Here is a 25,974-nt window from a genome sequence, read left to right as displayed (position 1 = left end):
GATTTTGTGATTTTTTTTATAACTTTATACTTCCGACCTAGGAAATAAGAAAACAAAAATCAAATGAAAAAACGATTGGCATTTTGTATCCTCGCCTGCATAAATTTTGGCGTGTATGGACAGAAACAAAACTGGATCTGGTATTTTGGCGACAAAGCTGGCCTCGATTTTAGCACGGGAGTTCCTGTGGTGTTAACCAATGGAGTGATGACCTCCGCTCAGGGATGCGCTGCCATCTCCGATTCACTTGGAAACTTGCAATTTTATACCGACGGTGCAAAGGTTTGGAACAAAAATCACATTCAAATGTCAAATGGTTTTGGGTTGCAGGGAAATCAATCTTCAACGCAATCTGCCCTGATCGTTCCTAAGCCTAGTTCCACCAACATTTATTATATTTTTACGGTACCGGCGCAAAACGCCCTCATTCAGTTCAGTTATTCAGAAGTTGACATAACTTTGAATGGCGGCTTGGGTGATGTGACTGCAAAGAACATCAACATTTTTGCCCCGGTGCTCGACAAGTTAACTGCGGTATTGCATGCGAACGGAACAGATTTTTGGGTACTTTGTCATGAACAGTCAAACTCTGCTTTTCGGGCCTACCTGGTAACAAGTAATGGTGTGTCGGCGACGCCTGTTACTTCAAATGTGGGAACAGCACAAGGCAGTGCACCCTCTTACGGCATCGGGTATCTCAAAGCATCACCAAACGGTGCTAAGTTGTGTATGGCCGTGAAGAATGCCAATTACTCGGAACTCTTTGATTTTAATAACGCCACCGGGGCTATTTCGAATCCCTTGTCTCTTTCTGGCGCCATTGACCCTTATGGCGTAGAATTTTCTCCCGATAACAGCAAGCTGTATATCGCCTCCTCAAATGTGAACGGCCAGGTATACCAGTACAACCTCGCTGCAGGTTCCAATACCGCCATTTCGGGTTCAGGCTTACTACTTTCACCCCCTACTCCAAACCATTGGTACGGAGCCCTTCAGTTGGCGACGGACGGCAAGATCTATGTTAGCCAGTTGACAAAAAAATATCTGGGCGTGATCAGCAATCCCAATACCGCTGGTACAGGATGTGGTTTCCAGGATAGCGCGATTTACCTGGGTACCGGTCAGTGCCAGAATGGTCTTCCGAATTTTATTAAAAAGTATTCGCCGGGCACTATCACAACAACCGGCTTACATGCTAGTGCCTTAAATGCCGGAACTGGCTTTCGTCTTTTTCCGAATCCCAACAGCGGTGTATTTAAAATCCAATTCGACTATCCAGCCACGAATGCTGAATTAATTGTAACTAATTCTCTAGGGCAAAATGTTTGCGAAAAACAGATCGTTCCCGGTTTAAATGAATTCATCTTAAGTGAACTTTCAACTGGCCTCTATAGCTACGTTTTAGTTCGGGACAAAGAGAGAATAATCACCGGCAAGCTTCTGATAGAATAATTCCACGGTTGACTTGTGTAAAATCTCCAACAGCCTAACCGCTTATGAGAAAGGGCGCATTTTCAAAACGCATTGCGAACGCACACAAAAACAAACCAATGTATTTTAAAATCCTTGCAAGCATAAAGTTGACCATTTTTTCTAAACAACTTTTCGGACTGCTTCTCACAGACGTGGTGACAGACTATGTAGGACGCACTAAACATAACACTGTAAGCTCCCCCAAATTGGACTACTCAAAAGTAGATTTCCAATAGTGAATTGCCAAGGAATTGACCAAATTTCTATCATATGAGCCTAAAAAACCTGACAAATAATTATGCAACTTATAACTCATGGGCAAACTCCAAATTTGTTAATTGGCTGCAGAATATTGAGGAAGACCTTTTGTATAAGCAAATTCCATCGAGCTATAATAGCATTGATAACACAGTTCAACACATTCTGAGAATTCAAAAATTTTGGACTGACTTTATTTCTATCCAGGACGTTTCAAAATTTGACTGGTCAGTTAAAGAAAATCATGCGCAAAATAACTTAATTGAATTGAAAAATCAGTCCATCGATATGGAGAATTCGTTCTTAAGATACACAGATAAAGAACTAACTGAATTAATAGAACTCAATATGCCTTGGGCCAAGAATAAATTGAATAGATACGAGTATGTGATTCATGCAATCAATCATAGTACCTTTCATAGAGGACAAATCATAACGATTGCCAGAGGAATTGGTATAACTGAAAATATTCCATCAACTGATTATAATTTCTTCCATTGTGAGTAATTCGTAATACAGGTTAAAATTAATAAAGTAGACTTGTAAAACGCGAGCGTCAATATAGTTTCATCGGCCAAATTCCGAAACACGCTTTTAGAATTGATTAGCTTGGTATTTTTTATAGTCAGTGGTATTCTTTAATTATACAAACTCTGAAATCAAAACAAATCCTTATACAACAATATAACCTAAGAATGATTTACTCGAAAAAAAGTGCTAGAACAGAATCAGTCTCTCATTTAAAAAAACAATTTTGCTCTAAAAATTGTCCATCTACTTGCTTTAATCATCCATTTTAAAACGCTTTATGTGATTGCACCTTTGCATCGTCAATAATGACAAACCATTTTAAAAAAACAAAAATGAAACGATTAAACGCATTAAGTCCTGATCAAGCAACGGGCAAAACAAAAGAATTATTTAATGGCATTCAAAGTAAATTAGGGATGGTTCCTAATATGATGCGTACCATGGGAAACTCACCTGCATTTTTAGAAGGTTATTTAAACCTGAGTGGTGCATTAGCTGCAGGAACTCTCGGCGCAAAAACTGGTGAATTAATTGCCTTAGCAGTTTCTGAAAGCAATTTATGCAATTATTGTTTATCGGCACACAGCTATATTGGCGCGAACTTAGTTAAGATTGATGCTGCTAGCTTAGAAGCCGCAAGAAGTGGTAATGCCAATGATGCCAAAACTGATGCAATTTTAAAATTTGCTAAAATTGTTGTCAATAAAAAAGGAAGGGTTAACGATTCAGATGTTGAAACTGTTAAAGCCGGCGGAGTAACTGAAGGTCAAATAGGTGAGATTATTGGCCATGTTGCTCTAAATGTATTAACCAATTACTTCAACAATACTGCCAATACTGAGGTTGACTTTCCTTTAGTGGAAGCGCAAACTGTTGGAGTAGTTTAGTGCATCATGATTTAAAAAACTTTGTCTGCACAAATTACAGTTTCGAATATCTCACAAAAAAGAACTGCAACTATTAAAAAACGAACCGAGTAAAATTAATTGAAAACCTTGAGCAAAGCCATAATTCGTGTTATGGCTTTGCTTATAAAAATTATTTAATGGAAAAACAACGACTACCTATTCCGCCATTTACAATGGAAACCGCACTGTTGAAGGTGCAATTAGCCGAAGATGCTTGGAATACCAAAGACCCAGAAAAAGTGTGTTTAGCATATACAATTAACACAGAATGGAGAAACAGAACCGAATTCATTAATGGAAGAGATGAAGTTAAAGTATTTTTGAAAACCAAGTGGAAAAGGGAATTGGGCTATAAACTTAAAAAAGAATTATGGGGATTTCACGAAAACAGAATGGCTGTTCGTTTTGAATACGAATGGTACGATAATACCCGCCAATGGTTTAGAAGTTACGGTAATGAACTTTGGGAATTTGATGAAAACGGATATATGCAAAAACGTTTTGCAAGCATAAATGATTTACCAATTCAAGAAACAGAACGCAAACTAAAATAATATCTTTACATAATGACAACGCAGACAGTTTTTACTCTTGTAAATCCTCAAAATGGAAATTTAGCATTCAAACTTTTCTCTTTTGATGATGATAGTAATTTTGACCACATACAACGTAATAATTACTATTCACTCCTTTGGATTAAAAACGGTAAAGGGAAAGTAAAAGCTGACTTTTCAGAATATGACTTTCAGAGCAATAGCTTATTTGCCTTTTCACCCTATCAACCATTTATGTTGTCAAGCGACCACACTTTAGGTGGAATTGCTTTACAATTCCATCCCGATTTTTTCTGCATTCATAAACACCAAGCAGAAGTTGCCTGCAATGGAGTATTGTTCAATAACATTTACCATCACCCCTTTATAGCTATCGATAATAATTCAGCATCAACACTAAAAATATTGGTGGACCAGATGAAAGTCGAAATGCAAAACCCTGCCTTAGCTCAGTACGAGTTATTGGTTTCTTATTTAAAAATATTCCTTATAACCACATCTAGACTAAAAACTGAACAAGAACCAAATTCATTTCAAAAAGTATCCGGCATCAAAGAACCGTTCATTCTTCAAAATCTGAAAGATGCGATTGAAAAAGATTTTAAAACCAAGCACTCAGCTAGCGACTACGCCAAACTCTTAAATATTTCAGCAAGTGCCTTAGCCAAAATCACCAAAACACATTTTAATAAAACATTAACGGATTTAATTTCTGAAAGAATTATTATAGAAGCAAAACGAGAATTATATCTTACAAACAAAGCCATTAAACAAATCGCTTTCGAATTGGGTTATCCCGATGAATATTATTTCAGTCGTTTCTTTAAAGTAAATGCAGACATCTCACCTCAAATGTACCGCGACACTGTTGGCTTTGGGAGAGGGGTATCGTCGCAATAAAAAATTCAGCAATACAAAGTTAAATTAGTTACGACAACTCAATGTCCTCAAACGCATGTTTTTCCTTAAATTGAAATGCCTATACACGGTATTACCAATGAATAAGAAAGGTGTCTGTAGAATCCTGAAAAATTACTAAATTCCCGAAAGATCTTTTCCTCTTTCTTCGATACTTTCTTCAATATCAATATATGGATCATCTGTAATCTCTTTGTTTAAAGATTTACGATGTATAGAAAGTAAAATAGCCGGTAATAAAATTAAATTAGTGAACATTGAAATAAGTAAAGTTAAAGAAACTAATACGCCTAAAGCCACAGTGCCACCAAAGCTAGAGGCTGCGAAGATTGCGAATCCACAAAACAATATAATAGAAGTGTACACCATACTTAAACCAGTGTCTTTTATCGCGGCAGAAATTGCCTCAGCAGCATTCTTTTTATTCTTCTTAAGTTCTTGTCTATACTTAGTTAAAAAATAAATTGTTCCATCAGAGGAAATACCAAAAGCAATACTAAAAATTAAAATAGTAGACGGTTTAAAACGGATATCCAAAAAGCCCATAATACCTGCCGTTATTACTAACGGAATGAGACATGGGAGTTTAGAAAGAATAATAATTCTCACAGAACGAAACAATGCTATGCCCACAATGGCAATTAAAATAATTTCGATTAAAAGACTCTCTAACAAATTATCCAACAGATAATCGTTACTCTTTAAAAACACAAGACTATGTCCAGTTGTTACAATACCATAATCTGCAGCAGGAAAAATAGAATCTATTCTCGGACGTAATTCTTTCATTAACACATCCATTTTCCTAGAACCAATATCTTTTGCCTGATAAGAAATTCGGGTAATTTGTTTTGTTGAATCAATGAAATTTTGAAGTTTACTATTTTGTCCTTTTAAACTTCCTGTAAAATCTGCCAAGTTTTTAAGATCAGAAACTGGGGGTAATTTATAAAACTTAGGCTCTCCACCCCTATATGCTTGATAAGAGAATTTAATTCCCTCAACAATCGAAAACGGTTTGCTAAAAAGATCGTACTCTGCAAATAATTTTTGAAGTCGTTGAATTTTATATAAAGCTTTCGCGTTATCAGAGAAAAGTCCATTCGGTTTTCTGGTATCGATAGCAATTTCGAAAGGAAGGACACCTTTAAAATTATTTTCAAAAAAATGTAAATCCGCATAAATAGGATCTTTAATAGGCAAATCATCTACAACATAACCATTCATGTCAATAAATGTCATACCCCAAAAAGAAACAAGTGTAATAAGTGTTGTAGTAAGGTATATAGCAGGGCGACGTTTTTGAACTAGAGAATCCACTACTTCAAGTGCTTTATTAATGCGCTTTCCTTCTTGATGCTTTGTATGTTTAGTTTTAGGTGTTGGTAAAATATTTAGAATGATTGGAATAAGAATTAAAGTAATAAAATACGTTGCCATTACGCTGATAGCTGCAACTTCACCAAACTCAACCAACATAGAGCTTTTTGTAAAGTAAAGCACTCCAAAACCAATTGCCGTAGTAATGTTTGCTAAAAACAAAGTAATGCCAATTGTTTCTATACTGCGCTGCAAAGCCTTTATTTTATTACCATGAGCTAAAAACTCACTGTGGTATTTATTTATGAGAAAAATGCAATTGGGTAATCCAATGACCATTATTAAGGGTGCTATTAAGCCCGATAACACAGTAATTTTATACCCGAACAATTCCATAATACCTATCGACCATACTACTCCGATTATTACAACAATCAACGAGAAAATTACGGTGGTAGCAGACCTGAAAAACAACCATAAGATTATAGCTGTAACACATACTGCAAGTGTTAAAAATAATGTCATCTCACTTGACACTTTTGTCATCATCTGAGAACGGATATAAGGCATGCCAGAATAATGCATGTCTATAGCGTGTTTTTTAGAAAACGCATCTCCAAGGGTTTTTATTTCATCAACAATAGTTAACCGTCTTTTCGAATCCAGATCTTTCTTTTTGAACGTAATAAGCAAAAGAGTAGCACCTGTTTCCTTATTATAAATAAATCCTTCGTAAAAAGGGAGATTTAGGATTTCGGCTTTTAAACTATCTACTTCTTTTTGCGAAGAAATTGGATTTTGAATTAATGGAATGGTTTCAAATTTTCCTAAACTGTCATTTTTTGAAAGCTTGAAAATAGTTGGCAAGGACATTACCTCCTTGATACCTTGAATATTCTTGACTTCCTTACTTAATTCATGCCAATCACGAAATTTCTCAAACTTAAAAAGATCTTTGTCTTTAAAACCCATCACCATTACATTTCCGTCTTCACCAAATTGTTTTTTAAAATTTTGGTAACTAATAAATGTACTATCGTCATCTGGCAATATTTTAGCAAACTCATAAGAGAGTTCCATACGAGAAGTCTCGTATGTCATAAAAACTGTGCCAATTAAGACACAAATTGTAAAAACTAATTTATTGCGTAATAAAATTCCAGAAAAAAACTTCCACATACTGCGTGCCTAATTTTAATGTAGTACTCTTTTTTTAATCATTCCTCCTTTGGTATCCTTTATGCTATTCATAATCACAAAGGCCGCCGGGTCTATTTTTTCAATTTCGGTATTTAACCTTGCCACCTCTAAACGGGTAATAACAGTGTACAAAATATCAATATCCACACCTTGTCCATATCCCCTAGTACCCTTATAAATAGTAACACCGCGTCCAAGGTTCCGTGTAATCATTAATCTTAATTCTTCGTTTTTTGCCGAAATAATGGTTACACCTGTGTATTCTTCAATCCCTTCAATAATAAAATCGACGGTTTTTGAGGCGCTAAGATACGCTAAAATTGAATATAAAGCAGTCTCAAAAGACAGTAACCAAGCTGCAAAAGAAAATATAATGATATTTACAATTAGAATAATATCACCAATCGTTAAACCTGTTTTTTTACTGAAGGAAATAGCCATTACCTCTGTTCCATCAATCACACCGCCACCTCTCATGGTTAACCCTATTCCAGCCCCAAGAAAAAATCCTCCAAATACAGATACCAAAAGTTTGTCTTCAGTCAAAATCGGAAAATTAATTGTCGCCAAACAAATGGATAATCCCAGAATACCCAAGGTTGTCTTTATTACAAAGGTTCTACCAATTTGTGTATAGCCCAAAATGATAAAAGGGATATTAAGAACAACAATGAGTATTGAGATATTTATACCACTTACAGCCGAAACCAAAAGGGAAACCCCTGTAATTCCTCCGTCAATAAAGTCGTTGGAAAGTAAAAAGCTCTTCAGTCCAAAGGCTGCCGAAAAAACTCCTAGCAAAATCAAAAAGGCATTTATGATTTCACGTTTAAACAAACGTCTCAGTACAACAAACGCTTTTGCACGCTGTAATGGCGTTAAGGCTTGAACCGAACGCCTATTAAGCCATTTAATTGCTTTTTCGAAGATATTTTCGAAGAGTTTATTCATATTTCTAAGCCTAATTATACAGACATTTAGCGAAATTAACAATTAATATAGACTTAAAACTATGACCGCTTGGGCTTTTGTGTTTATAAGCAAAAGAACAGTTACGGAAGCTCAAACTTTACTGCTGACAGGTTTCGTTAGCCGGTCTATTCACACTATGAATGACACTTAGAGCGACTCTTTCTTGCAATTCATCAAATCATAGAAACCTTGAAAATTTAGTTTTTTTAGCATTTTTACAATTACAAAAAACTCTAACTTCAATAAAGCTTTATTTCACATTTTTTTAGAAATGAAAGGCTACTGAAATGAACTTTGTATACCTAAGCGTGTACAGCTCTTTAAACCAGCACATATACAAAACAAAAGATGAAATAAGCTTATGGTTGAAAGGAAAGACAAATTCTCAATATCCAGTGACGAAGAATTGATGTTCTACTTGAGCAGCGGTGAGGTTTTAGCTTTTGATGAACTTTATACTAGATATAACAAAAGCATGATGATGTACTTTACGCGGATGCTCAATTTTGACAAAAATCTGGCTGAAGATGCGTTACAGGATCTGTTCCTTAAAATTGCAGAATTTCCTGAAAAATTTGATTGCAGCCGTTCTTTTAAAACATGGATTTTTTCGATTGCTTCAAACACGTGTAAAAATTTTTACCGACATAAAAACATTGTCACTAATAGCCAAATTGAACTTTATAATACGAATACTAAAGTAAACGAATCCGCTTTTTTAAATCTAGCAAATAAAATCGATGGACTTGAATTTCGCAGAATGCTCGAGGAAACTCTTAATGAATTGCCACCAGAAAAAAAAGAAGCATTCATTTTGAAATATCAGGAAGAAAAAACAATTTCAGAAATCGCTGCCATTCAAGATTGTCCTGAAGGTAGCGTAAAATCGCGTCTTCATTACACATTAAAAATACTCGAAACAAAACTTAATATATTTAACCCCGTTATACAATAAATCATGGACAGAAATAAAGATTTGGATAAATACCTTGGAGAGCTAATGTCTGTTGAAGCTTTAGATATGGTGGCTTGTGACATTTCATTGGTTTTGGCAGCCCGAAAAAAAGTAGCTGCGCGTAAAAAAACGATTCGTGTTGAAATTAGTTTTATTGATCAACTTACTGGCTTTTTTAGATTTGATCTTAAATTTTATCATGTGGGTGTTTCAGTACTATTAATTTCAGCCGGATTATTTTATGTGAATGAACCCAATTACAATTCGAGCGTTAATGCAGGGTTTATGGAATATAAGGATGCTCTATCCATAACAAATACAACTATTTCGGTAAATAGCACTACCATGCTCACCAGTATTCCAACCATGGTAATACGAAACTAATAACCACAATCTTATTTTATTTAATTGATAGCGTATTAACGCCTGAACAACTATTGCCCAAGAAAATATGGAAACACTAAAATTTTATAGTCATCCTCCTTAGCGTTCTATGCGAATCTCTTTTCTTGTTTTTAACTTTTTAAAATGCCTTCGGGCGTTAATAGAAAACTCATGCCCTACGCTTTGTTTCAAAAACTTAATCAACCATTCTAATGGCAACAAAAAAAACAACCTTAAAAGTACCTGCACTTCTCCCTTATAATAAAGAGTTTAAATACTTTACCTTTCTTACGCAGAAAAGAGCTGTAATTAGTATTGGTTTAGTAGCTCTTGTTTTTTACATCACATCCATAAACGGTGAATACGCACTTGATGACGGAATCATCATACACCAGAATGATCATGTTGTAAAAGGTGTACGCGGTATTAAAGATATTTTAACCCGCGATGCTTACGAAAGTTTTTACCGTAGAATGTGCGCTACAGACCAATTGGCTGGCGGCCGCTACCGTCCACTATCTGCGGTTAGTTTTGCTATAGAGCAGGAATTGATAGGAAAATATAGAACCGGATTGTATTTGAAAGTAGAGGACTCTAATAAAAATGGGGTTCTAGACCCTGGCATGATTAATTATATCACTCCATGCGGAAGGCCAGAAACAAATTATGAATACAATGATTTTGTTGATTTAAATAATAACGGTATTGCAGAAGGAAACGAATGCTATACGTGTTGGGATAAAAATAAAAACTTTAAAAACGACGCTTCAGAAGATGTAAACAAAGACGGAATTTTTAATGAGATCGATTGTCAATTATATGGCGCTAGCTTTAGACACTTTAATAATATTTGGTGCTTTTCTCTGGGTTGCATGTTATTATACCTTGTATTTAGTAAGTATTTTTTCAGAAATAACCAGGATTTCGCTTTTCTAGGAGTCTTGCTTTTTACCACGCACCCCATACACTCTGAGGCTATTGCAAATGTTAAAAGCCGTGATGAAATTTTTTCTCTTATTTTTATTGCACTTACTTTTTTTTATACGTTTAGGTATTTAGAAACAAAAAAATCGCGTTTTATATTCTGGTCATGCTTGATGTTCCTTCTAGCCCTCTTATCAAAGGAATACGCTGTTATGTTACTCTTTCTGGTTCCACTTTCTGTATATTTTTTTACAGAAAACGACTTTAATTTTAGAACATTTTTTAAAACAGAAGCATTTAGGCAAACGTTATTTGTCGGATTAAGTTTTATTATTTGTGCTGTTATAATGACGTATGTAAAAAGAGATTTTGACATGCACGCTTTACCCGGAGCTAAGCCAATACGTTCCTTCTGGCTTTTTCCATTTCTCTTTGTTGGTGTTGGTATTTTTTTAATGGGTACAAATAAGAAAAACAATTTTCATAAATTAATGAGTTGGCTATATTTTGTAATGCTCTTTTATATTGCTATGCGCTGGATGGCTGTGAAATTAAAGCCTGGCGTTCCAGATACCGAGATTTTAAATAACCCCTATTTACTTGCAACAGGTGAAGAACGTTTTTGCACCAAGGTTTATGTACTTCTAAAATATGTAATTCTTCAGGTGTTCCCTCACCCACTCTCTTCTGACTATTCCTTTAATTCGATTGAATACCGCCATTTTAGCAGTTGGGATTTTATTTTCTCGCTATTATTTCATATCGGTTTAGTGATTGCCGCCATCTACTACACTTTAAAAAAACACATCCTCGGTTTTGCATTCATGACCTATATTCTGTTTGGTTTATTAATTGGAAATATTCTTATGGATATTGGTGCAACAATGGGTGAACGCTTGATTTTTCATTCTTCTATTGGTTTTTGTATTGCTGCTACTTATTTTATCATGAAAGGTTTTGAATCATTATCACATTTAAAACTCAGTACGCGCAGATACTTGTTATCAAGTTTTGTTCTTGTGATTGGTTTTTTGTTCGGCTGCAAAACATGGGAGAGAAATTTTGACTGGAAAAATGACGTCACCTTATTTTTAAAAGATGTAAAAACAATGCCTAATTCTGTGCTTTGCCTTGGTAATGCAGGTGCTCGCTATGTAGATCTTTCCAATACAAGAGACATAACGGGAGATACTCCTCTGGGCTACGATAGCACTTATAATGATTACAATGGGACTCTAAAGAATATTGAGGAAGATGTAAGAACTGGGAAATATAAATCTAAAAATGAATCCGTTTTGAATCATGGCATTGAGGTTTTAGAACACGCCATTCAATTGCATCCCCGTTATGTAAATGGTTATTTGAATTTAGGCTTATTGTATTTTAAATCAAGAAAAGATTTCGAAGCTTTATATTATTGGAAAAATGCCGAACGGTTGTATCCTAACAATCCTTACTTAAGAAATTATTATCAAGTATATGCAAATGATTTGAAAAATCGTGGAGCAATAGCGTTTAATAAAGGAAGAATGGATTCTGCCGCCATTGCCTATAATCTTCTGACACTTTTAGAACCAAACAACGCAGAGGCCTATTACAGTTTAGGAGGTGCTTATTTTAATCAGGGGAAATTTGTTTTAGCGAAACGCAATTGGGATAAAGCGCTACAACTTAATCCTGATTATAAGGACGTAAAAAATGCTATGAGCTTGATTAAACCCGAAATGCTTGGAACAGGTGAAAAAGTGGTTCCTTAATTTGATATTTGTAGAACTCAGCGAATTCTTTACATCCTAAAATAAACAACCTTTTTGGTTTCAAAAAATTCTTCCTCAAAAAAATCTTTTAAGTCGTGAAATTTAGACTGATTGAAAAACCGACCGAACTCCTCTTTTAAATCTCCACCTTTTAAATAGAGAATACCATTTTTTAAGTCGTTAAAATTTTCTTTAAGAAATTTATTTTTTACCCAGCTATGAAACACTGGGAATTCAGTAACGGCACGACTCACAACAAAATGAAATTTCTGATCTAGCTCTTCGGCACGTTTGTGGTAAGCTTTTACATTTTTTAAATTTAAAGCGCTTGACACTTCATTTACCACCTTAATTTTCTTTCCAATACTATCTACCAAAGTAAACTGCGTCTCCGGAAATAAAATAGCTAAGGGGATTCCAGGAAATCCGCCACCTGTGCCCACATCCAACACCTGTGTGTTTGGTTTAAAAGACATAATTTTAGCAATGCCTAAGGAATGTAAAATATGCCTTTCGTATAAGAGGTCAATGTCTTTACGTGAAATCACATTTATTTGATTGTTCCAAAAACTATACAAGTCGAACAATTGTTCAAATTGTTTTAATTGTTCTATGCTTAATTCTTTAAAGTATTTTTGAATAATGCTGATCACCTTATTTCTTTTCGTTGTGCTGAAATGCGTTGTATAAGAGATCCCTTGCTCTGAATAGCTGAGCCTTTATTGTTCCTAAGGGTAAATTTAATTTTTTGGATATTTCTTCATGACTTAATTCTTGAAAATAAAAAAGCTCAATCATCTCTTTGTATTTCGGTTTTAAATTGTCAACCAACACTCTTATATTTTCAATTTTTTGCTTTTTAATAAAGGTTTCCTCGGGATCAAGTGACAGCGATTTAATACTTGCCGAAAAATCTGAACCTTCACCAGCTTCAAATTTATTGTCTATAGACAAAGCGTAAATCTGCTTTTTCTTTCGTAAAAAATCAATTGCGTTATTACTTGCAATTTTAAATAACCAGGTACTAAAAGCAAAATCAGGACTGTACTGCTCTAGCTTTTTAAATGCACGACCAAAAGCTTCAATGGTTAAATCCTCTGCGTCGTCTTTGTTGTTACACATTTTAAGCATCGTAAAATACACGCTTTCACGGTAACGATGCAAAAGTTCAGCATACGCCTTTTGGTCATCCTTTTCAATAGCCAGTCTAACCAGTTTATAATCGTAAACTGCTTTAGTCGTCAACTTTTGTTCTTTATTATCTAATTCGTCCACTTATTGGGCTTATAAATTAATTTACTTATATGAAAGATAGGATAAATAAACAAAAGAATCAACTCATAAAAGGCGCTACCAGCCAAAAGATCTTTTTCTCCCAATTTTTTAGATGCTTTATTCAACATGATTGCTTGTACAATTACCTTTAAAATTAACAGAATAGGAATAAAGAGTATTGTTTTTAATGAGAAGGCTAGTGGTAATAAAGAGAGGTGAAAAAAGTATTGTGAAAAATAGTTAAAAGTAATTCTTCCTTTGGAGAATGAACTATACAGGGGTGCCGTAGTTAAATGCCTTGTTTTTTGAATATTCCATTGTTTGAATGTTTTTTCAGGTTTAGAATATGTTACAGCTTCTTTATCAATACAAACATTGGTATTGCTAGAATTACCAGCCTGATTTACAAAAAGATCATCGTCACCTGAGTGGATATGGTAATGTTTAGAAAAACCTTTTTCCTTGAAAAATAATTCCTTCGTGTAAGCCAGATTTCTACCAACACCCATGTATGGTTTTGCTTTGATGGCAGAAGAAAGGTACTGCACAGCAATATTAAACGCGTCAAAACGAATAAGCTTATTTAAAAAACCATTTTGTTTTTCGTAAGCGCCATACCCTAAAATAATTTCTCTATCATTTGTAAAGCCTGCGGCCATTTCACCTAACCACTTATCTGATGCAGGATAACAGTCAGCATCAGTAAACACCAAACAATTATTTTTTGCTGCTTTTATGCCTACAAGCATGGCAAACTTTTTACCATGTTTATAATAAGGGTCTTCCTTTATATTCGCTTTACGCAAATTTGGAAATATGGCCGCAAATTCATCAATCACATTCTCCGTATTATCGTAACTACAATCGTTCACAACAATTACTTCAAAGTCCGGGTAATCTTGAGTTAATATTTTTGGAAGAAACTCGGTTAAATTTTCATCCTCATTTTTAGCGCAAATAATTACAGAGATTGGTGGTGTATTTTTTTCTTCATTAAAACGACTCGTTTTAAATCGCGAAACAGGTAAATATTGGATACAATAATTTATTATTAAAGTAATAAAGCCAAGTAAAGCCAACACACTTAAAAATTCAGGTAAACCAAGGCTATTAAAGTCAGGAAAAAGCATAGATGCAAAGGTATCACAAGCCTAAGACACAAAATAGGATATCTTTGCATTTATTAAACAAAATAATTAACAATGCTAGGTTCAATAAAAGCAGTAATTTTTGACATGGATGGGGTTTTAATAGAGAGCGAACATCTTTGGCGCAAGGCCATGATTATAGGATTTAAAGAATATGGTATCACTTTAAGTGAAGCAGATTGCCGGAAAACCATGGGATTACGGATAGGTGAAGTAATTAACTTATGGCTAGTTCATTTTAAACTTACTGAAATTTCGACCAAACAATTAGAAAACAGGATCATTGAACTTCTTTTATCACTCATTGAAGAAAGTGGAACCTTTATGCAAGGCATACCGGCCTTAATAGCCTATTGCAGACAGAAAAAACTAAAATTAGGCTTGGCAACTTCTTCCTCTGTATTACTCATGAATGCAGTTCTAAAAAAACTCGATCTTACAAATGAGTTTGACGCAGCACTTTCTGCCGAATTTTTACCTTACGGGAAGCCACATCCTCAAGTTTTTCTAATGTGTGCCGAAAAATTAGAAATTGCACCTCAAGAATGTTTAGTCATTGAAGATTCATTAAATGGCGTAATTGCGGCAAAAGCAGCTCAAATGAAGGTAATTGCTGTGCCTGACGAAGAGCATACAAGCATTCAGGGCTTTGCTGTAGCAGATTACAAGCGTGATACGATGCACGATGTTTTAGCATTATTTAAAACAATCTTGTCTTAGCGAATAATAATTCACTATCAATACTTTAATAAAGTGACTCGGTGCAAAGTCGCCAACTAGCTGAAAAAAATTATCTTTACACATTGAAATTTTCACTCTTACATAACGACAAGGATTCAAAGGCCCGAGCGGGTATTTTGGAAACCGACCACGGCTCTATTGAAACACCCATTTTTATGCCGGTTGGCACTGCAGGAACTGTAAAAGCAGTGCACCAAAGGGAATTAAAAGACGATATTAAAGCCCAAATAATTTTGGGAAATACCTATCATTTGTACCTACGTCCAGGTCTTGAAGTAATTGAAAATGCAGGTGGTTTGCATAAATTTAATGGTTGGGATAAACCGATTTTAACCGACAGTGGAGGTTACCAGATTTTTTCACTCTCTGCACAACGCAAATTAAAAGAAGAAGGCGCAACCTTCAAAAGCCACATCGACGGAAGCAAGCACTTTTTTTCACCCGAAAGTGTTATGGATATTCAACGCATTATTGGAGCCGATATTATTATGGCCTTTGATGAATGCACTCCCTACCCTTGCGAATTTAAGTACGCAAAAGATTCTCTTGCTCTTACACATCGCTGGTTAGACAGATGTATTTCACGTTTTGATGAAACCGAACCTAAGTACAATTATTCGCAAGCCTTATTTCCAATTGTGCAAGGCAGTGTATACAAAGATCTACGCATTCAATCCGCCGAATACATCGCCTCTAAAAATGCTTTTGGGAATGCCATTGGCGGTTTAAGCGTAGGCGAGCCAGCTGAAGAAATGTACGCTATGACAGAAGTGGTTACCAATATTCTTCCAAAAGATAAACCGCGTTATTTAATGGGTGTTGGCACACCTGCAAACATTCTTGAAAGTATTGCTTTAGGTATTGATATGTTTGATTGTGTGATGCCGACTCGAAACGCGAGACACGGACTACTTTTTACATCGAACGGTATTATAAATATTCGAAATGAAAAGTGGAAAAACGACTTTTCGCCTTTGGATGAAAATGGAACCACCTTTGTAGATAATGAATATTCCAAAGCTTATTTACGCCATTTGTTAGTGTGCAATGAATTACTTGCCGCCCAAATTGCTAGCGTGCATAACTTAGGATTTTATCTCTGGCTTGTTAAAGAAGCTAGGGAAAAAATTATAGAGGGTTCTTTTTTGGAATGGAAAAATAAAATGGTAAAACAAGTAGCACAACGCCTTTAATATGTTTTTAAAAAAATTAGATAAATACATTTTAAAAAAGTTTCTTACAACGTTCTTTTTTTCAATTGCATTAATTCTAATGATCTTTATTGTGTTCGACATTAAAGACAAGCTACCCACCTTTACTACCAAAGACATTGCACTTAAGGAAATAGTTCTTGATTATTATTTAATGTTTATTCCTTATTACGGTAATTTTTTTAGCCCTGTTTTTATTTTCATTTCTGTAATATTTTTTACTTCTAAAATGGCACAGCAAACGGAATTTATTGCCATTTTAAGCAGCGGAACCAGTTTTAACAGAGTTCTTCGCCCATACCTGATGGGAGCATTTATTATTTCATTTGGCTCACTACTACTCAATCACCTTATTCTTCCAAAAGCCTTCAAAATAAAAATAGGCTTTGAAGATAAATGGATTAATAATAATTACACCAACGACGAACGAAACATACACCGTAAAATAGGTAAGAATACCTTGTTGTACTTGCAGAGTTACGATAATAAAATAAATACCGGATACAAAATAAGTCTTGAAGAAGTTGTAGACAATAAACAAACGTATTTTTTAAGCGCAGATAACATGCTTTGGGACAGTCTTTCTTCTGAATGGGTTCTTACCAATGTGCATGAAAGAAAAATAACCATTCAGGATAGACTTGACACTTTAAAAAACCAAAAACCAATTTACCATCAGGAAAATATTTATTTGACAACTAAAAAAATGAAATTGGAATTTGCTCCAATTGATATGTGGCGCGATGAAAGTAAAATTGAAACCAAAACCTATTTTGAACTTAAGAGTTACATAAAACGTGAAAAGGCAAAAGGCTCTAACCGCATTGAACTTTACGAGGTTGAGATGTACAAACGGACTTCGTTTCCCTTTGCCACATTTATTCTCACAATCATTGGTGTTTGTGTCTCTTCTCGAAAAGTAAGAGGAGGTGTGGGTTCGCAAATAGCACTTGGTCTTTTTCTCACCTGTATTTACATTATGTTAATGTATATTTTTATTACGATTGCCACCACGGGTGTAGCTTCACCTTTGCTAGCAGTGTGGGTTCCAAACATTATTTTCTCTTTTGTGGCTTTGTATTTTTACCGTACAGCCCAAAAATAAACACATAGTCTACCAATCTTACTTTTATAGAAAACACTAAACAAAAAGGATGTTTACACAATCTGTTTAAGGCATTAATCCATACTCTCCTATTTACGGAAGAGTTTTCGGTATAAAATACAACTCGAGTTCGTTTGTGTTTAGATTAATTTTATGTTGAGGCGTGTCATTTGTTGAAGACTTTACTTTTATCAAAAAACGACTTTCTTTTCCTTCAACACTTAAACTAATTTTTTTCGCCATATACAAATAAGAATGCAAACTAAAATCGTTCCACATTGCCGATTCAATTATAACGGTTTCCCCCTCTTGTAAAAGGGGAAGAATTTTATCGATGTCTTTTAATTTAATCTCATCTCGCTTGTATGCTGTAAGATTAAAACAAAAATAAAAAACAGCCGCTAGCATTACCATCCCCGTAAAAATCCAGACTAATTTGAATTTATCAATTCTTTCTAGTCCACAAAAAACAATCGTCCAGTACCGTCTCAATCCAATAACCAGCGCTAAAACAAAACATATAAAAGAAGGGATCAGATAAAAACCCCGCTGCACAAGACTTATCGCGTAAGGGAAACTGCCAAATAAAGACGTGATGAAAAGAGCTAGTGCAAGTTTATTTGCTAAAAAATTTCTAATTACAAATACTAGAGGATAAGCTTTTTTAATTCTAAGATAAAGAATCAATAACACAACAATTCCCAAACAAACAATTACTTCTGAAAAAAATCTTCCAATAATTTCAAAGTGATTATTCGTTGTATTACCAACGTTTTCAATCGTTAACACCAAACGTGCTGAATAATAACATTCAAACCAAACCTTGGCAGGTATATACATGAATATGCTTCCAATTATTAGCAGCAAAAAGACCCCGACAGATATAAAAGAGAACAAAAAAAAGGTTTTTTTCAATTTCGTAAAAAGAAAATAACTCAAAGGCAAAACTACAATAAAACAAGATTGAAATCCTTTTGTCAAAAACAACAAATAACAAACAAGCCCGAACAAAATCATAAACACAATTTTATCTGTGCGAAGAAACCTTATAAAAAATAAAATACCCAAACTAACAAATACACACACAAGAGGTTCAATTACCTGATTTACATAGCTCCAGCAAAACACCGGAATAGCGAGTAGAAAAAAGTAGGTGAGTAATAAATACGATTGAGTTTTTTTAAATACTAGCTTTAAAATTAAATGCAACAGAACTGTGAGTGCAATAAAAAGCAACAAGGTAAAAAACCTGTCGGTTAAATAATGTACCCCGAAAAGTTTATAAAAATTGCTCAATAAATAGAAATAAAGTGGAGGTTGCTCACAGAAAAAAGTCATGCTCGTATCCGTAAATTTCATATTCCAGAACGAAGCAAGTCCTTCAGCATAATTATAAGAAACCGTTTTATACAGCATCCCGTCAATAAAGCAGCCTTTTTGAAATAAAGGTGCAACGATTAAAACAATAACCGCAGAACTCAGAAACAGAATAAATAATTTAACCGCTGACTTCATTTCTAAAGCAATAATAGTCAAAATAACTTTATCACTCAGAAACGATAACTCTTTTTATCAGAAGGGTATTCCCTGAAATAATTTTTAGTGAATAAAGCCCTACACATAAACCTTTTGTAGAAATAGTCTGTTTTTCTTGATGAAGTGTCTCTTGCTCTAATGTAAGTTTTACCTTTACAATTATTTTACCGGAAGCATCCTGCAACTCAACAGATGTTCCAAAAGGCAATTTATCAAGATAAATAAATTCTCCTGCTTTTACAGGATTTGGATAAATTGAAACAGGAATAGGATCTTTATCCTCATGTATTCCTGCTATTGTTGATTGATGAATAACTCCAACAGCATCCAAATCAAAACCGCCCGAAGGAAAAGGGGTTGGCCAAGGATCGTTTATTTTATTCATGTTAAAATCACGACTGGCATAATTATTATTAAGACTTCCCACTACATCAATAATTTTTACGTGTGTAATCGCATTTACATCTAAACCTACGGTACCAGCAAGTTCCTGCAAATCAAAAGGAGTACCGTAGCCGCCCCTGTATTTCCCAGCCAGATTATTTATTTTTGTCGCATCTGTTGATCCAAATCCATTTGTTTGTGCCACCGTATCACTTAATGAATGGGCTTTAAACCTGAAAAAATTCACACCATCACTACTCACTTCTACAAATGCGAGTTCCAAAAAAACATCATCGAAACCGTTCTCAAAAACTGCAAAATCAAATCCTGCATCATTACGAATTGATTTTTCAAAAGTACAAATGGCATAACCACCGTCACCCAGACTAACAGCGCTGCCTTCGGCTTTACCCGTGGCCATTGCATTATCTCCGGAAGTAGCAAAACCTAAACTTGGATTCGAAATATTTTGATAACCTCGTGTAATTTGGCTCGCAACCGCCCAATTCACAAATACAGAACTATCTTTGTGTATTGCTGTAGTGCCCGCTTGCCCTACTGATGGCGCATAGGTTTGCGCATTCATTATTTCAAAGAATAAAACAAAAAGCAGAAAGATACTGTATGTACGATCCTTAAAATTATTTGGCTTGTTGTAATGAAATTTTTTATTGTACTCGTCTTTAAGATCCTTTAAGCACACATTACAGACACAGATCTTAAATTGAGAACTTATAAAGCGATACTCTTCGGTGGTAAGTTCCACTTTAGAGCAATTACAAGCACTTATATCATTTGGGTTGCAAATGAATTTTTTTTCGCAACGCGGACAATTTGTTTCTTCTTCTTTTCTATCTAACATTTTACATTCTTAAATTTACAAGAAACAAAACGGTAGCACAGCGTGTGCATCTGTTCTTCTTCCCGAGAGCATTTGATGGTTTGTTGGCGGCAGGTCTCCTGACTACCTCTATCTTACCGCCTTCCCATCCACATAATTAATTAGACAGTGGCCATGATTGGCAAAAATACATGAGGACTACAGTTGCGGGCACAGTCGCGGTTTTTCACCGTTGTTCCCTTTTAATCTTCGTTTGAGCGAAGAACCATTCAACACTGCAAATATACTTAATTTGATTCGTTGCCGATATATTTTTTTAACTTTGAATAATCTAAACTATACTACCAGTAATATGAACAACTTTCAAAGACTCAATTTTATTTCCTTTTTGTTTATTTTATTCAGCTTTACCAAATTAAATGCTCAAACAGTTTACATTGCTGAAAAGGGAAAAAAATACCACGTAAAAAGTTGTCCCACCGTAAAATCTAATTTCAAAGAAATAGAGCTTAAAGACGCAAAGAAAAAGGGTTACAAACCATGCAAAAGCTGCGGGGCAGACAAGTTGAAAGAAACGGAAGAAAAAGGAATCGACAAGAAAAAGGAAGAGGATAAATAAAAATCTATTTCGAATACCTATTAAAAACAACTTTTATTCGAGTGGTACCAAATTTTTACATTTTGAAATGCAAGTACTGTTATTTCACTCTTATGTTAAAACAAAGCTAGTTTTACCAGCTAGGCGAATAAGGACACTGTTTTTTTCGTACCTTTATTATAACTAATCAATCACTCACTCAAACTTTAAGTTTACCCTTCATGAAAAATTTATTAGTCATAATTATTTTCTGTTTTATTTCATCTTCTTTTAAAGCACAATACCGAAAATTACCTTTAGACACAAATCACTACTGGCAGCAGTCTACTACTATTAGTACTGTAGGTCCACCGATAAATTGTTCTTATTATTTGAAGGTGACCAAAGACAGTATGATTAATGGAAAAGTATTTAAATATATTAACAGCTTTGATGTAACCAACTTTCAATGTTATAGGGCTGGGGTAATTCGAGAAGACACCTTGCTTAAGATTGTTTATTCTGTTGCAAATAATCAAGAGTACATTCTCTATAACTTTAACAAGGTAGTAGGCGACACTGCAGCCTTGTTAAGTAATAATTCTACGGTGCAAACCCATACGCTGATTTCAAAAGACAGCGTATTAATTAACGATGGATTTTATCATAAACGATTTACATTTGATAATTCACAACCTATCATTGAAGGTGTTGGTAGTTTAGGAGGTTTATTGGCACCTTTTGATGGATTCGAAGCTTTTTCAACACTCAATTGTCTTGCACGAATTAGTCCAACCTTATCAGTATATAGCAGCTTAGGTTTAGGATCAAGCTGCCCACTTACAACAAGCCTACCCTTAAATAATATGGATAAAAAGGGAATCAACATTTTTCCAAATCCGTCTACAGATTTAATCAACATTCGTTTCGAAAAATCTAGGCCGAAGTCAATCTTCATAAAAAATATTCTCGGACAAACAATTATGCAGTATGCTAATATCCATCTAGATCTCCTAACCATAGAGGTTTCAAAATTTGAATCAGGGTACTATTTTATTCAGCTTAATTTTGAAAACGAGGCGATTACCCAAACTTTTATTAAAAACTAAGATAAAGTCGGGCGAATAAGTTTCATCTAGTTGAATGATTTATTAGATCCAAAAATTCGTTCTTATACGTTTCTGAAATCGGAATTAAAACATCTTTCATTTTAATGCGATCGCGTTCAATAGAAACAATTTTATCAAGTGCTACATTAAATGAATTATTTATATGGCAAATAAAGTTTTGCGGAATTTCGTTTTTGTAATAAAGCCCCCTACTCCTTCCCCCAGCCTGCAAGTGTCAACACCTCATCGGCGTCTACTTTTTCCCAGTCTTTTTTAGTGAAATTCCAGGTCATTAAACCTTGTTGGTAACTGTCGCCACCAATCACTAATTCTTTTACAAAGGCTGCTGCATTTTCTCCAGCTATAAAATTGCGTGTTTCAAAATGATACTTGCCAATATCTTTTCCATTTAATTTCACCACTCTACCTTTTGGATCTGTTTTAAATTCGTACGTAAATCCATGATCAGGTCTTGAGCTATCCATCAAACTTACCGTTGAAGTAGTTAAATCAATAAATACTTGTTTATTACCTAACCAAAAAATCAGTTGATCTTTACTTATCTTAGTTAGAGAGGCAGGAATACGCTCTTTGGCAATGGCAATTTTTCCGATAACAGTTATCTCTTTAGAATCAACATTAACCTTATTTATTGAAATCTCATTATTCGCTTGGTTAAAATGCACATAAATAAAATTATCATTGTCCATCCAATACAGCGGCGGATCCGGCACAAAATTATCTTTCGTTCCCAACTGCCCATAACCAGCGTCAGCAACTAAAGTGACTTTTGGTTTTCCTTGCGGATAATATATCACTTTAAAAGGTGATGTAGTTTTATCAAATTCAATATCCCTGCCAAACCTTGGTTTAAAAAGAAGATCTTTTACTTCTCTGTATTCCTTCGATTTAAAATCATAAATGGAATAAAATTTTCCTTTAAAAATATCGTTCGTATAAAAAACGGCACTATCATTACTGCACCTTACCAGACTTGCTCTGCCATCAAATAAAACTTTTTTATCTATAAGATCAAGAATATTTCCCATTCCTGTAATTAAGTAACGATCCTTGTAAATCAGATTAGTGCCCTTATCTGTGCGGATATAATCTTTACCTTCTTTTTTTCCATCAAAACTCATTACCTCATCACGTCCCATAAAACTTCCATTTAAAAAATGATAAGCAAAAATTCGTTGTGTAAAAGCCGATTTACCCGATGCATCAACATGCACCACATATAAAGCCTGTTTCACATTTCCTTGTGATAAATAAATTACCGGAAACAAAAACAAACAAAACAAGATGGTAAAAAGTGTTTTCATGTTTAAAGATGTTTAAATAAATCGAAAAATAGTCGCACGCCCACTCCTGTTCCTCCTTTAGTTCGATAACTGTCTTTAGCCGTTATAAAAGCCGGACCTGCAATATCTAAATGGTAATACGGATAATCTGTAAACTTCTCCAGAAATTTCCCTGCAGTAATAGCGCCACCAAAAGCGCCACCTAAATTTTTTTGATCAGCAATATCACTTTTCATTAAATCACCATACTCTTCCCAGAATGGAAATTCTGCAATGCGCTCATGCACACGTAAACCACTTTGTTGAAGACGTTCTTTATGTTTTTCTTTTGCTGTGCCCATGCCTACAATACCAAAGGAACCAATAGCCGCGGCTGCAGCGCCAGTTAAAGTGGCTACGTCAATTGTCAGTTCTGGTGTGTAACGTTTTGCAAAATGCAAGGCATCTGCCAAAATCATTCGTCCTTCTGCATCGGAGTTAAGCATTTCAACCGTACTTCCATCCATCATGGTAATGATATCACCCGGAGCAAAGGCATTAAAACCAGGACGGTTATCAGTCGCTGGAACCAAAGCAATCACATGTACATTTAACTTTGCTTTTGCAATAGCGTACATAGCACAACCAACTGCTGCCGCGCCAGCCATATCGCATTTCATCATGTCCATACTATTTGCGGTGGGTTTCAAACTTAATCCGCCTGTATCGTAAACAACCCCTTTTCCAACAAGTACATAAGGCTTTTTGTTTTTTGCATTGGCTGGTTTGTACTCCATAATGCTAAATGTAGGTTCGTCTACACTTCCGGCATTTACAGCAAGAATTCCACCCATTTTTAGTTGCGTGATTTTTTCTTTTTTGTAAACCTCCACCTTAAAACCAGCTTCCTTACCCATTTTTTTAAACGCATCTGAAAGCGCAACCGCATTTAATATGTTTACAGGTTCATTGACTAAATTACGCGCCAAGGTGGTAGCCTCACACACTGCGTTTAATTCATCAACTAACTTTGCATTAATCTTAGAATTCGTAATAAAAATGGACATTAATTCATTTTCGTTTTTATCTTTTGTTTTATGTGGAATAAATTGATAATTACTCAAGGCAATGCCTTCAGCCGCAACTAACGACAATAAAGGTAATTTAGTTTGATTGTAAATATAAACCTCTTTGGCTTTGTGCGCATTTAACCCATCGGCAACACCAGCACCATGTTTGCGCAACTGTTCGTTGAGAGCATTCGCTTCTTTTTTTGGATCAATGATAATAATAGAAATATATTTCCCAATATAATTGTAGGTAAGTGTTTTTTTGTCTTTTTGTTTAAACTCTTCTGCGATATAGTTGTTTACTTTGTCAGGTAAATTAAACTCACTAACAAATTTTTCAGTAATCACAAGAACATGAGAAGCATCGCTTACTTTATTCTTTAAACTAATAATTGCCATACTATTTTTTTTGTGGAACAACGAATATACGTATTTAGGTTTTTAAATAAAATAGTGGCGCATATTCTTCAATTCTGTTAAATTTGATAAAAATACGCGATGAATTTCTTATTTGTTTTTTTTGGTGGTGGAATTGGTTGCTTAATGCGCTATATGATTGGACTTGGCTTTCAAAGATCCTCAGCTACTTTACCTTGGGCAACTTTTTTCTCAAACATAAGCGCCTGTTTTATTTTCGCTGGTGTTTTATGGATAATGCAACACAAAGATGTGAATAACGCAAACCTCAGACTTCTTTTATTAGTAGGCCTGTGCGGAGGCTTGAGCACGTTTTCTACTTTTGGTTATGAAACTTATTTACTCTTAAAACAAAGTCTGTACTTAGTTGCTTTGCTAAACATTCTTGTAACGACTTCACTTAGTATTTTTATTTTTTACCTTTTTAATTAATCAAACCCGTTTGAGTAAATGGATTTCACAAAAAGAAAAGATCTCGTTTTTTTGGTTCTTGCAGGCTTTTTTATCACGAATGCAATCGTTGCTGAATTAATTGGTGGCAAAGTGGTTGAGTTCTTTGGCCTCTTCAAACAAAGCGTCGGTATTATTTTATGGCCGGTTGTTTTTCTTTTAACCGATCTCATTAACGAACATTACGGAAAACAAGGCGTAAGAAAACTCACATACATAACCGTTGGTCTAATTGCTTACATGTTCATCGTTCTCTCCATTAGCCTCAAAATTCCAACGATTGAAGGTAGTCCAGTTGACGATAAAAGTTTTGTGACTGTTTTTGGTCAGGGTCAATGGATTATTGTTGGAAGTATTACAGCATTTTTAATTTCACAATTAGTTGACGTATCTGTTTTCTGGATGTTACGCAAACGCACAGGCAACAAACATATTTGGTTGCGCGCTACAGGAAGCACTGTTGTGAGTCAGTTGTTAGATACATTTGTAGTTCAGTTCATAGCCTTTGTTATTCCAGGTAAATGGACACTTGAAGAATTCTCACACAATGCCATATGGGGTTATTTGTTTAAATTATTTGTGGCGCTTTGTTTAATTCCGATGATTTACGTTGGACATTTTATCATTAATAAATTTTTACATGATTCAAAACCTTCTAACTAATTGGCTATTC

At 34.8% G+C, this 25,974-nt stretch carries 24 protein-coding genes and 1 riboswitch; of the genes, 15 read left to right on the top strand and 9 right to left on the bottom strand.

Features of this window, described 5'->3' with window-relative positions:
* Positions 1 to 63 precede the first annotated feature (63 nt).
* The 5 genes from P2086_RS09595 (at position 64) to P2086_RS09575 (ending at position 4,624) form a co-directional block, all read left to right on the top strand.
* Positions 64 to 1,452 (top strand): T9SS type A sorting domain-containing protein, encoded by a 1,389-nt coding sequence (locus P2086_RS09595; RefSeq protein WP_317900234.1) that lies wholly within the window; start codon positions 64 to 66, stop codon positions 1,450 to 1,452.
* 291 nt (positions 1,453 to 1,743) lie between these two features.
* Entirely contained in the window at positions 1,744 to 2,238 is a 495-nt protein-coding gene (locus tag P2086_RS09590) for a DinB family protein (protein ID WP_317900233.1), read from the top strand.
* Positions 2,239 to 2,594: 356 nt separating this feature from the next.
* Positions 2,595 to 3,149, top strand: coding sequence for a carboxymuconolactone decarboxylase family protein (locus P2086_RS09585; protein ID WP_317900232.1), 555 nt, complete (start codon positions 2,595 to 2,597; stop codon positions 3,147 to 3,149).
* A 158-nt stretch (positions 3,150 to 3,307) separates the two neighbouring features.
* Positions 3,308 to 3,724 carry a DUF1348 family protein gene (locus P2086_RS09580; protein ID WP_317900231.1) on the top strand — a complete coding sequence of 139 codons (417 nt, stop codon included), beginning with the start codon at positions 3,308 to 3,310 and terminating at the stop codon, positions 3,722 to 3,724.
* A 12-nt stretch (positions 3,725 to 3,736) separates the two neighbouring features.
* A complete protein-coding gene (locus P2086_RS09575; protein ID WP_317900230.1) occupies positions 3,737 to 4,624 on the top strand; it encodes a helix-turn-helix domain-containing protein in 888 nt (295 codons plus the stop codon).
* 135 nt (positions 4,625 to 4,759) lie between these two features.
* Here P2086_RS09575 and P2086_RS09570 read toward each other — a convergent pair whose 3' ends face one another.
* Together P2086_RS09570 and P2086_RS09565 are read right to left on the bottom strand one after the other, a co-directional pair.
* The gene (locus P2086_RS09570; RefSeq protein WP_317900229.1) at positions 4,760 to 7,141 is read right to left on the bottom strand and encodes an efflux RND transporter permease subunit; all 2,382 of its coding nucleotides are present in this window, start codon (positions 7,139 to 7,141) and stop codon (positions 4,760 to 4,762) included.
* 15 nt (positions 7,142 to 7,156) lie between these two features.
* The gene (locus tag P2086_RS09565; protein WP_317900228.1) at positions 7,157 to 8,113 is read right to left on the bottom strand and encodes a YitT family protein; all 957 of its coding nucleotides are present in this window, start codon (positions 8,111 to 8,113) and stop codon (positions 7,157 to 7,159) included.
* Positions 8,114 to 8,495: 382 nt separating this feature from the next.
* Here P2086_RS09565 and P2086_RS09560 point away from each other — a divergent pair, with 382 nt between their 5' ends.
* The 3 genes from P2086_RS09560 (at position 8,496) to P2086_RS09550 (ending at position 12,154) form a co-directional block, all read left to right on the top strand.
* Entirely contained in the window at positions 8,496 to 9,089 is a 594-nt protein-coding gene (locus P2086_RS09560; protein ID WP_317900227.1) for an RNA polymerase sigma factor, read from the top strand.
* Between the two features lie 3 nt (positions 9,090 to 9,092).
* Entirely contained in the window at positions 9,093 to 9,473 is a 381-nt protein-coding gene (locus P2086_RS09555) for a hypothetical protein (protein WP_317900226.1), read from the top strand.
* A 212-nt stretch (positions 9,474 to 9,685) separates the two neighbouring features.
* Entirely contained in the window at positions 9,686 to 12,154 is a 2,469-nt protein-coding gene (locus P2086_RS09550; RefSeq protein WP_317900225.1) for a tetratricopeptide repeat protein, read from the top strand.
* Positions 12,155 to 12,183: 29 nt separating this feature from the next.
* Here P2086_RS09550 and rsmG read toward each other — a convergent pair whose 3' ends face one another.
* The 3 genes from rsmG to P2086_RS09535 are packed head-to-tail and all read right to left on the bottom strand — an operon-like array spanning position 12,184 to position 14,559.
* On the bottom strand, positions 12,184 to 12,807 hold the full coding sequence (gene rsmG / locus P2086_RS09545; protein WP_317900224.1) for a 16S rRNA (guanine(527)-N(7))-methyltransferase RsmG: 624 nt from the start codon (positions 12,805 to 12,807) through the stop codon (positions 12,184 to 12,186).
* Between the two features lies 1 nt (position 12,808).
* Positions 12,809 to 13,429 carry an RNA polymerase sigma factor gene (locus tag P2086_RS09540; RefSeq protein ID WP_317900223.1) on the bottom strand — a complete coding sequence of 207 codons (621 nt, stop codon included), beginning with the start codon at positions 13,427 to 13,429 and terminating at the stop codon, positions 12,809 to 12,811.
* Positions 13,417 to 14,559 carry a glycosyltransferase gene (locus tag P2086_RS09535; RefSeq protein WP_317900222.1) on the bottom strand — a complete coding sequence of 381 codons (1,143 nt, stop codon included), beginning with the start codon at positions 14,557 to 14,559 and terminating at the stop codon, positions 13,417 to 13,419. The genes P2086_RS09540 and P2086_RS09535 overlap by 13 nt, the downstream gene beginning before the upstream one ends.
* 72 nt (positions 14,560 to 14,631) lie before the next feature.
* Here P2086_RS09535 and hxpB point away from each other — a divergent pair, with 72 nt between their 5' ends.
* From hxpB to P2086_RS09520, 3 genes are all read left to right on the top strand, one after another.
* A complete protein-coding gene (hxpB, locus tag P2086_RS09530; protein WP_317900221.1) occupies positions 14,632 to 15,297 on the top strand; it encodes a hexitol phosphatase HxpB in 666 nt (221 codons plus the stop codon).
* Positions 15,298 to 15,380: 83 nt separating this feature from the next.
* On the top strand, positions 15,381 to 16,511 hold the full coding sequence (tgt, locus tag P2086_RS09525) for a tRNA guanosine(34) transglycosylase Tgt (RefSeq protein WP_317900220.1): 1,131 nt from the start codon (positions 15,381 to 15,383) through the stop codon (positions 16,509 to 16,511).
* A 1-nt stretch (position 16,512) separates the two neighbouring features.
* Complete coding sequence (locus P2086_RS09520) at positions 16,513 to 17,634, top strand: LptF/LptG family permease (protein WP_317900219.1); 1,122 nt, start codon at positions 16,513 to 16,515, stop codon at positions 17,632 to 17,634.
* A gap of 93 nt (positions 17,635 to 17,727) precedes the next feature.
* On the opposite strand, the gene P2086_RS09515 is transcribed toward P2086_RS09520, so the two are convergent.
* Positions 17,728 to 19,149, bottom strand: coding sequence for an ArnT family glycosyltransferase (locus tag P2086_RS09515; RefSeq protein ID WP_317900218.1), 1,422 nt, complete (start codon positions 19,147 to 19,149; stop codon positions 17,728 to 17,730).
* A 31-nt stretch (positions 19,150 to 19,180) separates the two neighbouring features.
* Positions 19,181 to 20,416 (bottom strand): cysteine-rich CWC family protein, encoded by a 1,236-nt coding sequence (locus P2086_RS09510; protein WP_317900217.1) that lies wholly within the window; start codon positions 20,414 to 20,416, stop codon positions 19,181 to 19,183.
* Positions 20,417 to 20,487: 71 nt separating this feature from the next.
* A riboswitch (cobalamin riboswitch) is annotated at positions 20,488 to 20,681 on the bottom strand.
* Positions 20,682 to 20,747: 66 nt separating this feature from the next.
* Between P2086_RS09510 and P2086_RS09505 the strand changes: the two genes are divergently transcribed.
* On the top strand, positions 20,748 to 21,014 hold the full coding sequence (locus tag P2086_RS09505; RefSeq protein ID WP_317900216.1) for a hypothetical protein: 267 nt from the start codon (positions 20,748 to 20,750) through the stop codon (positions 21,012 to 21,014).
* 200 nt (positions 21,015 to 21,214) lie between these two features.
* Positions 21,215 to 22,081 carry a T9SS type A sorting domain-containing protein gene (locus P2086_RS09500; RefSeq protein ID WP_317900215.1) on the top strand — a complete coding sequence of 289 codons (867 nt, stop codon included), beginning with the start codon at positions 21,215 to 21,217 and terminating at the stop codon, positions 22,079 to 22,081.
* 209 nt (positions 22,082 to 22,290) lie between these two features.
* Here the strand turns inward: P2086_RS09500 and P2086_RS09495 are convergent, their stop codons facing one another.
* Both P2086_RS09495 and P2086_RS09490 read right to left on the bottom strand, forming a co-directional pair.
* Positions 22,291 to 23,406, bottom strand: a complete 1,116-nt coding sequence (locus tag P2086_RS09495; protein ID WP_317900214.1) for a hypothetical protein — start codon at positions 23,404 to 23,406, stop codon at positions 22,291 to 22,293.
* A gap of 2 nt (positions 23,407 to 23,408) precedes the next feature.
* Entirely contained in the window at positions 23,409 to 24,833 is a 1,425-nt protein-coding gene (locus tag P2086_RS09490) for a leucyl aminopeptidase family protein (protein WP_317900213.1), read from the bottom strand.
* A 99-nt stretch (positions 24,834 to 24,932) separates the two neighbouring features.
* Here P2086_RS09490 and P2086_RS09485 point away from each other — a divergent pair, with 99 nt between their 5' ends.
* Together P2086_RS09485 and P2086_RS09480 are read left to right on the top strand one after the other, a co-directional pair.
* A complete protein-coding gene (locus P2086_RS09485) occupies positions 24,933 to 25,283 on the top strand; it encodes a FluC/FEX family fluoride channel (protein ID WP_317900212.1) in 351 nt (116 codons plus the stop codon).
* 18 nt (positions 25,284 to 25,301) lie between these two features.
* The gene (locus tag P2086_RS09480) at positions 25,302 to 25,964 is read left to right on the top strand and encodes a queuosine precursor transporter (RefSeq protein WP_317900211.1); all 663 of its coding nucleotides are present in this window, start codon (positions 25,302 to 25,304) and stop codon (positions 25,962 to 25,964) included.
* The last annotated feature ends 10 nt before the right edge of the window (positions 25,965 to 25,974 follow it).

It is taken from the genome of Aurantibacillus circumpalustris, assembly GCF_029625215.1.
Classification (GTDB): Bacteria; Bacteroidota; Bacteroidia; order B-17B0; family Aurantibacillaceae; genus Aurantibacillus; species Aurantibacillus circumpalustris.
Note: the sequence above shows the minus strand (reverse complement) of the source record. Positions and strands in the feature narration are given on the sequence as shown.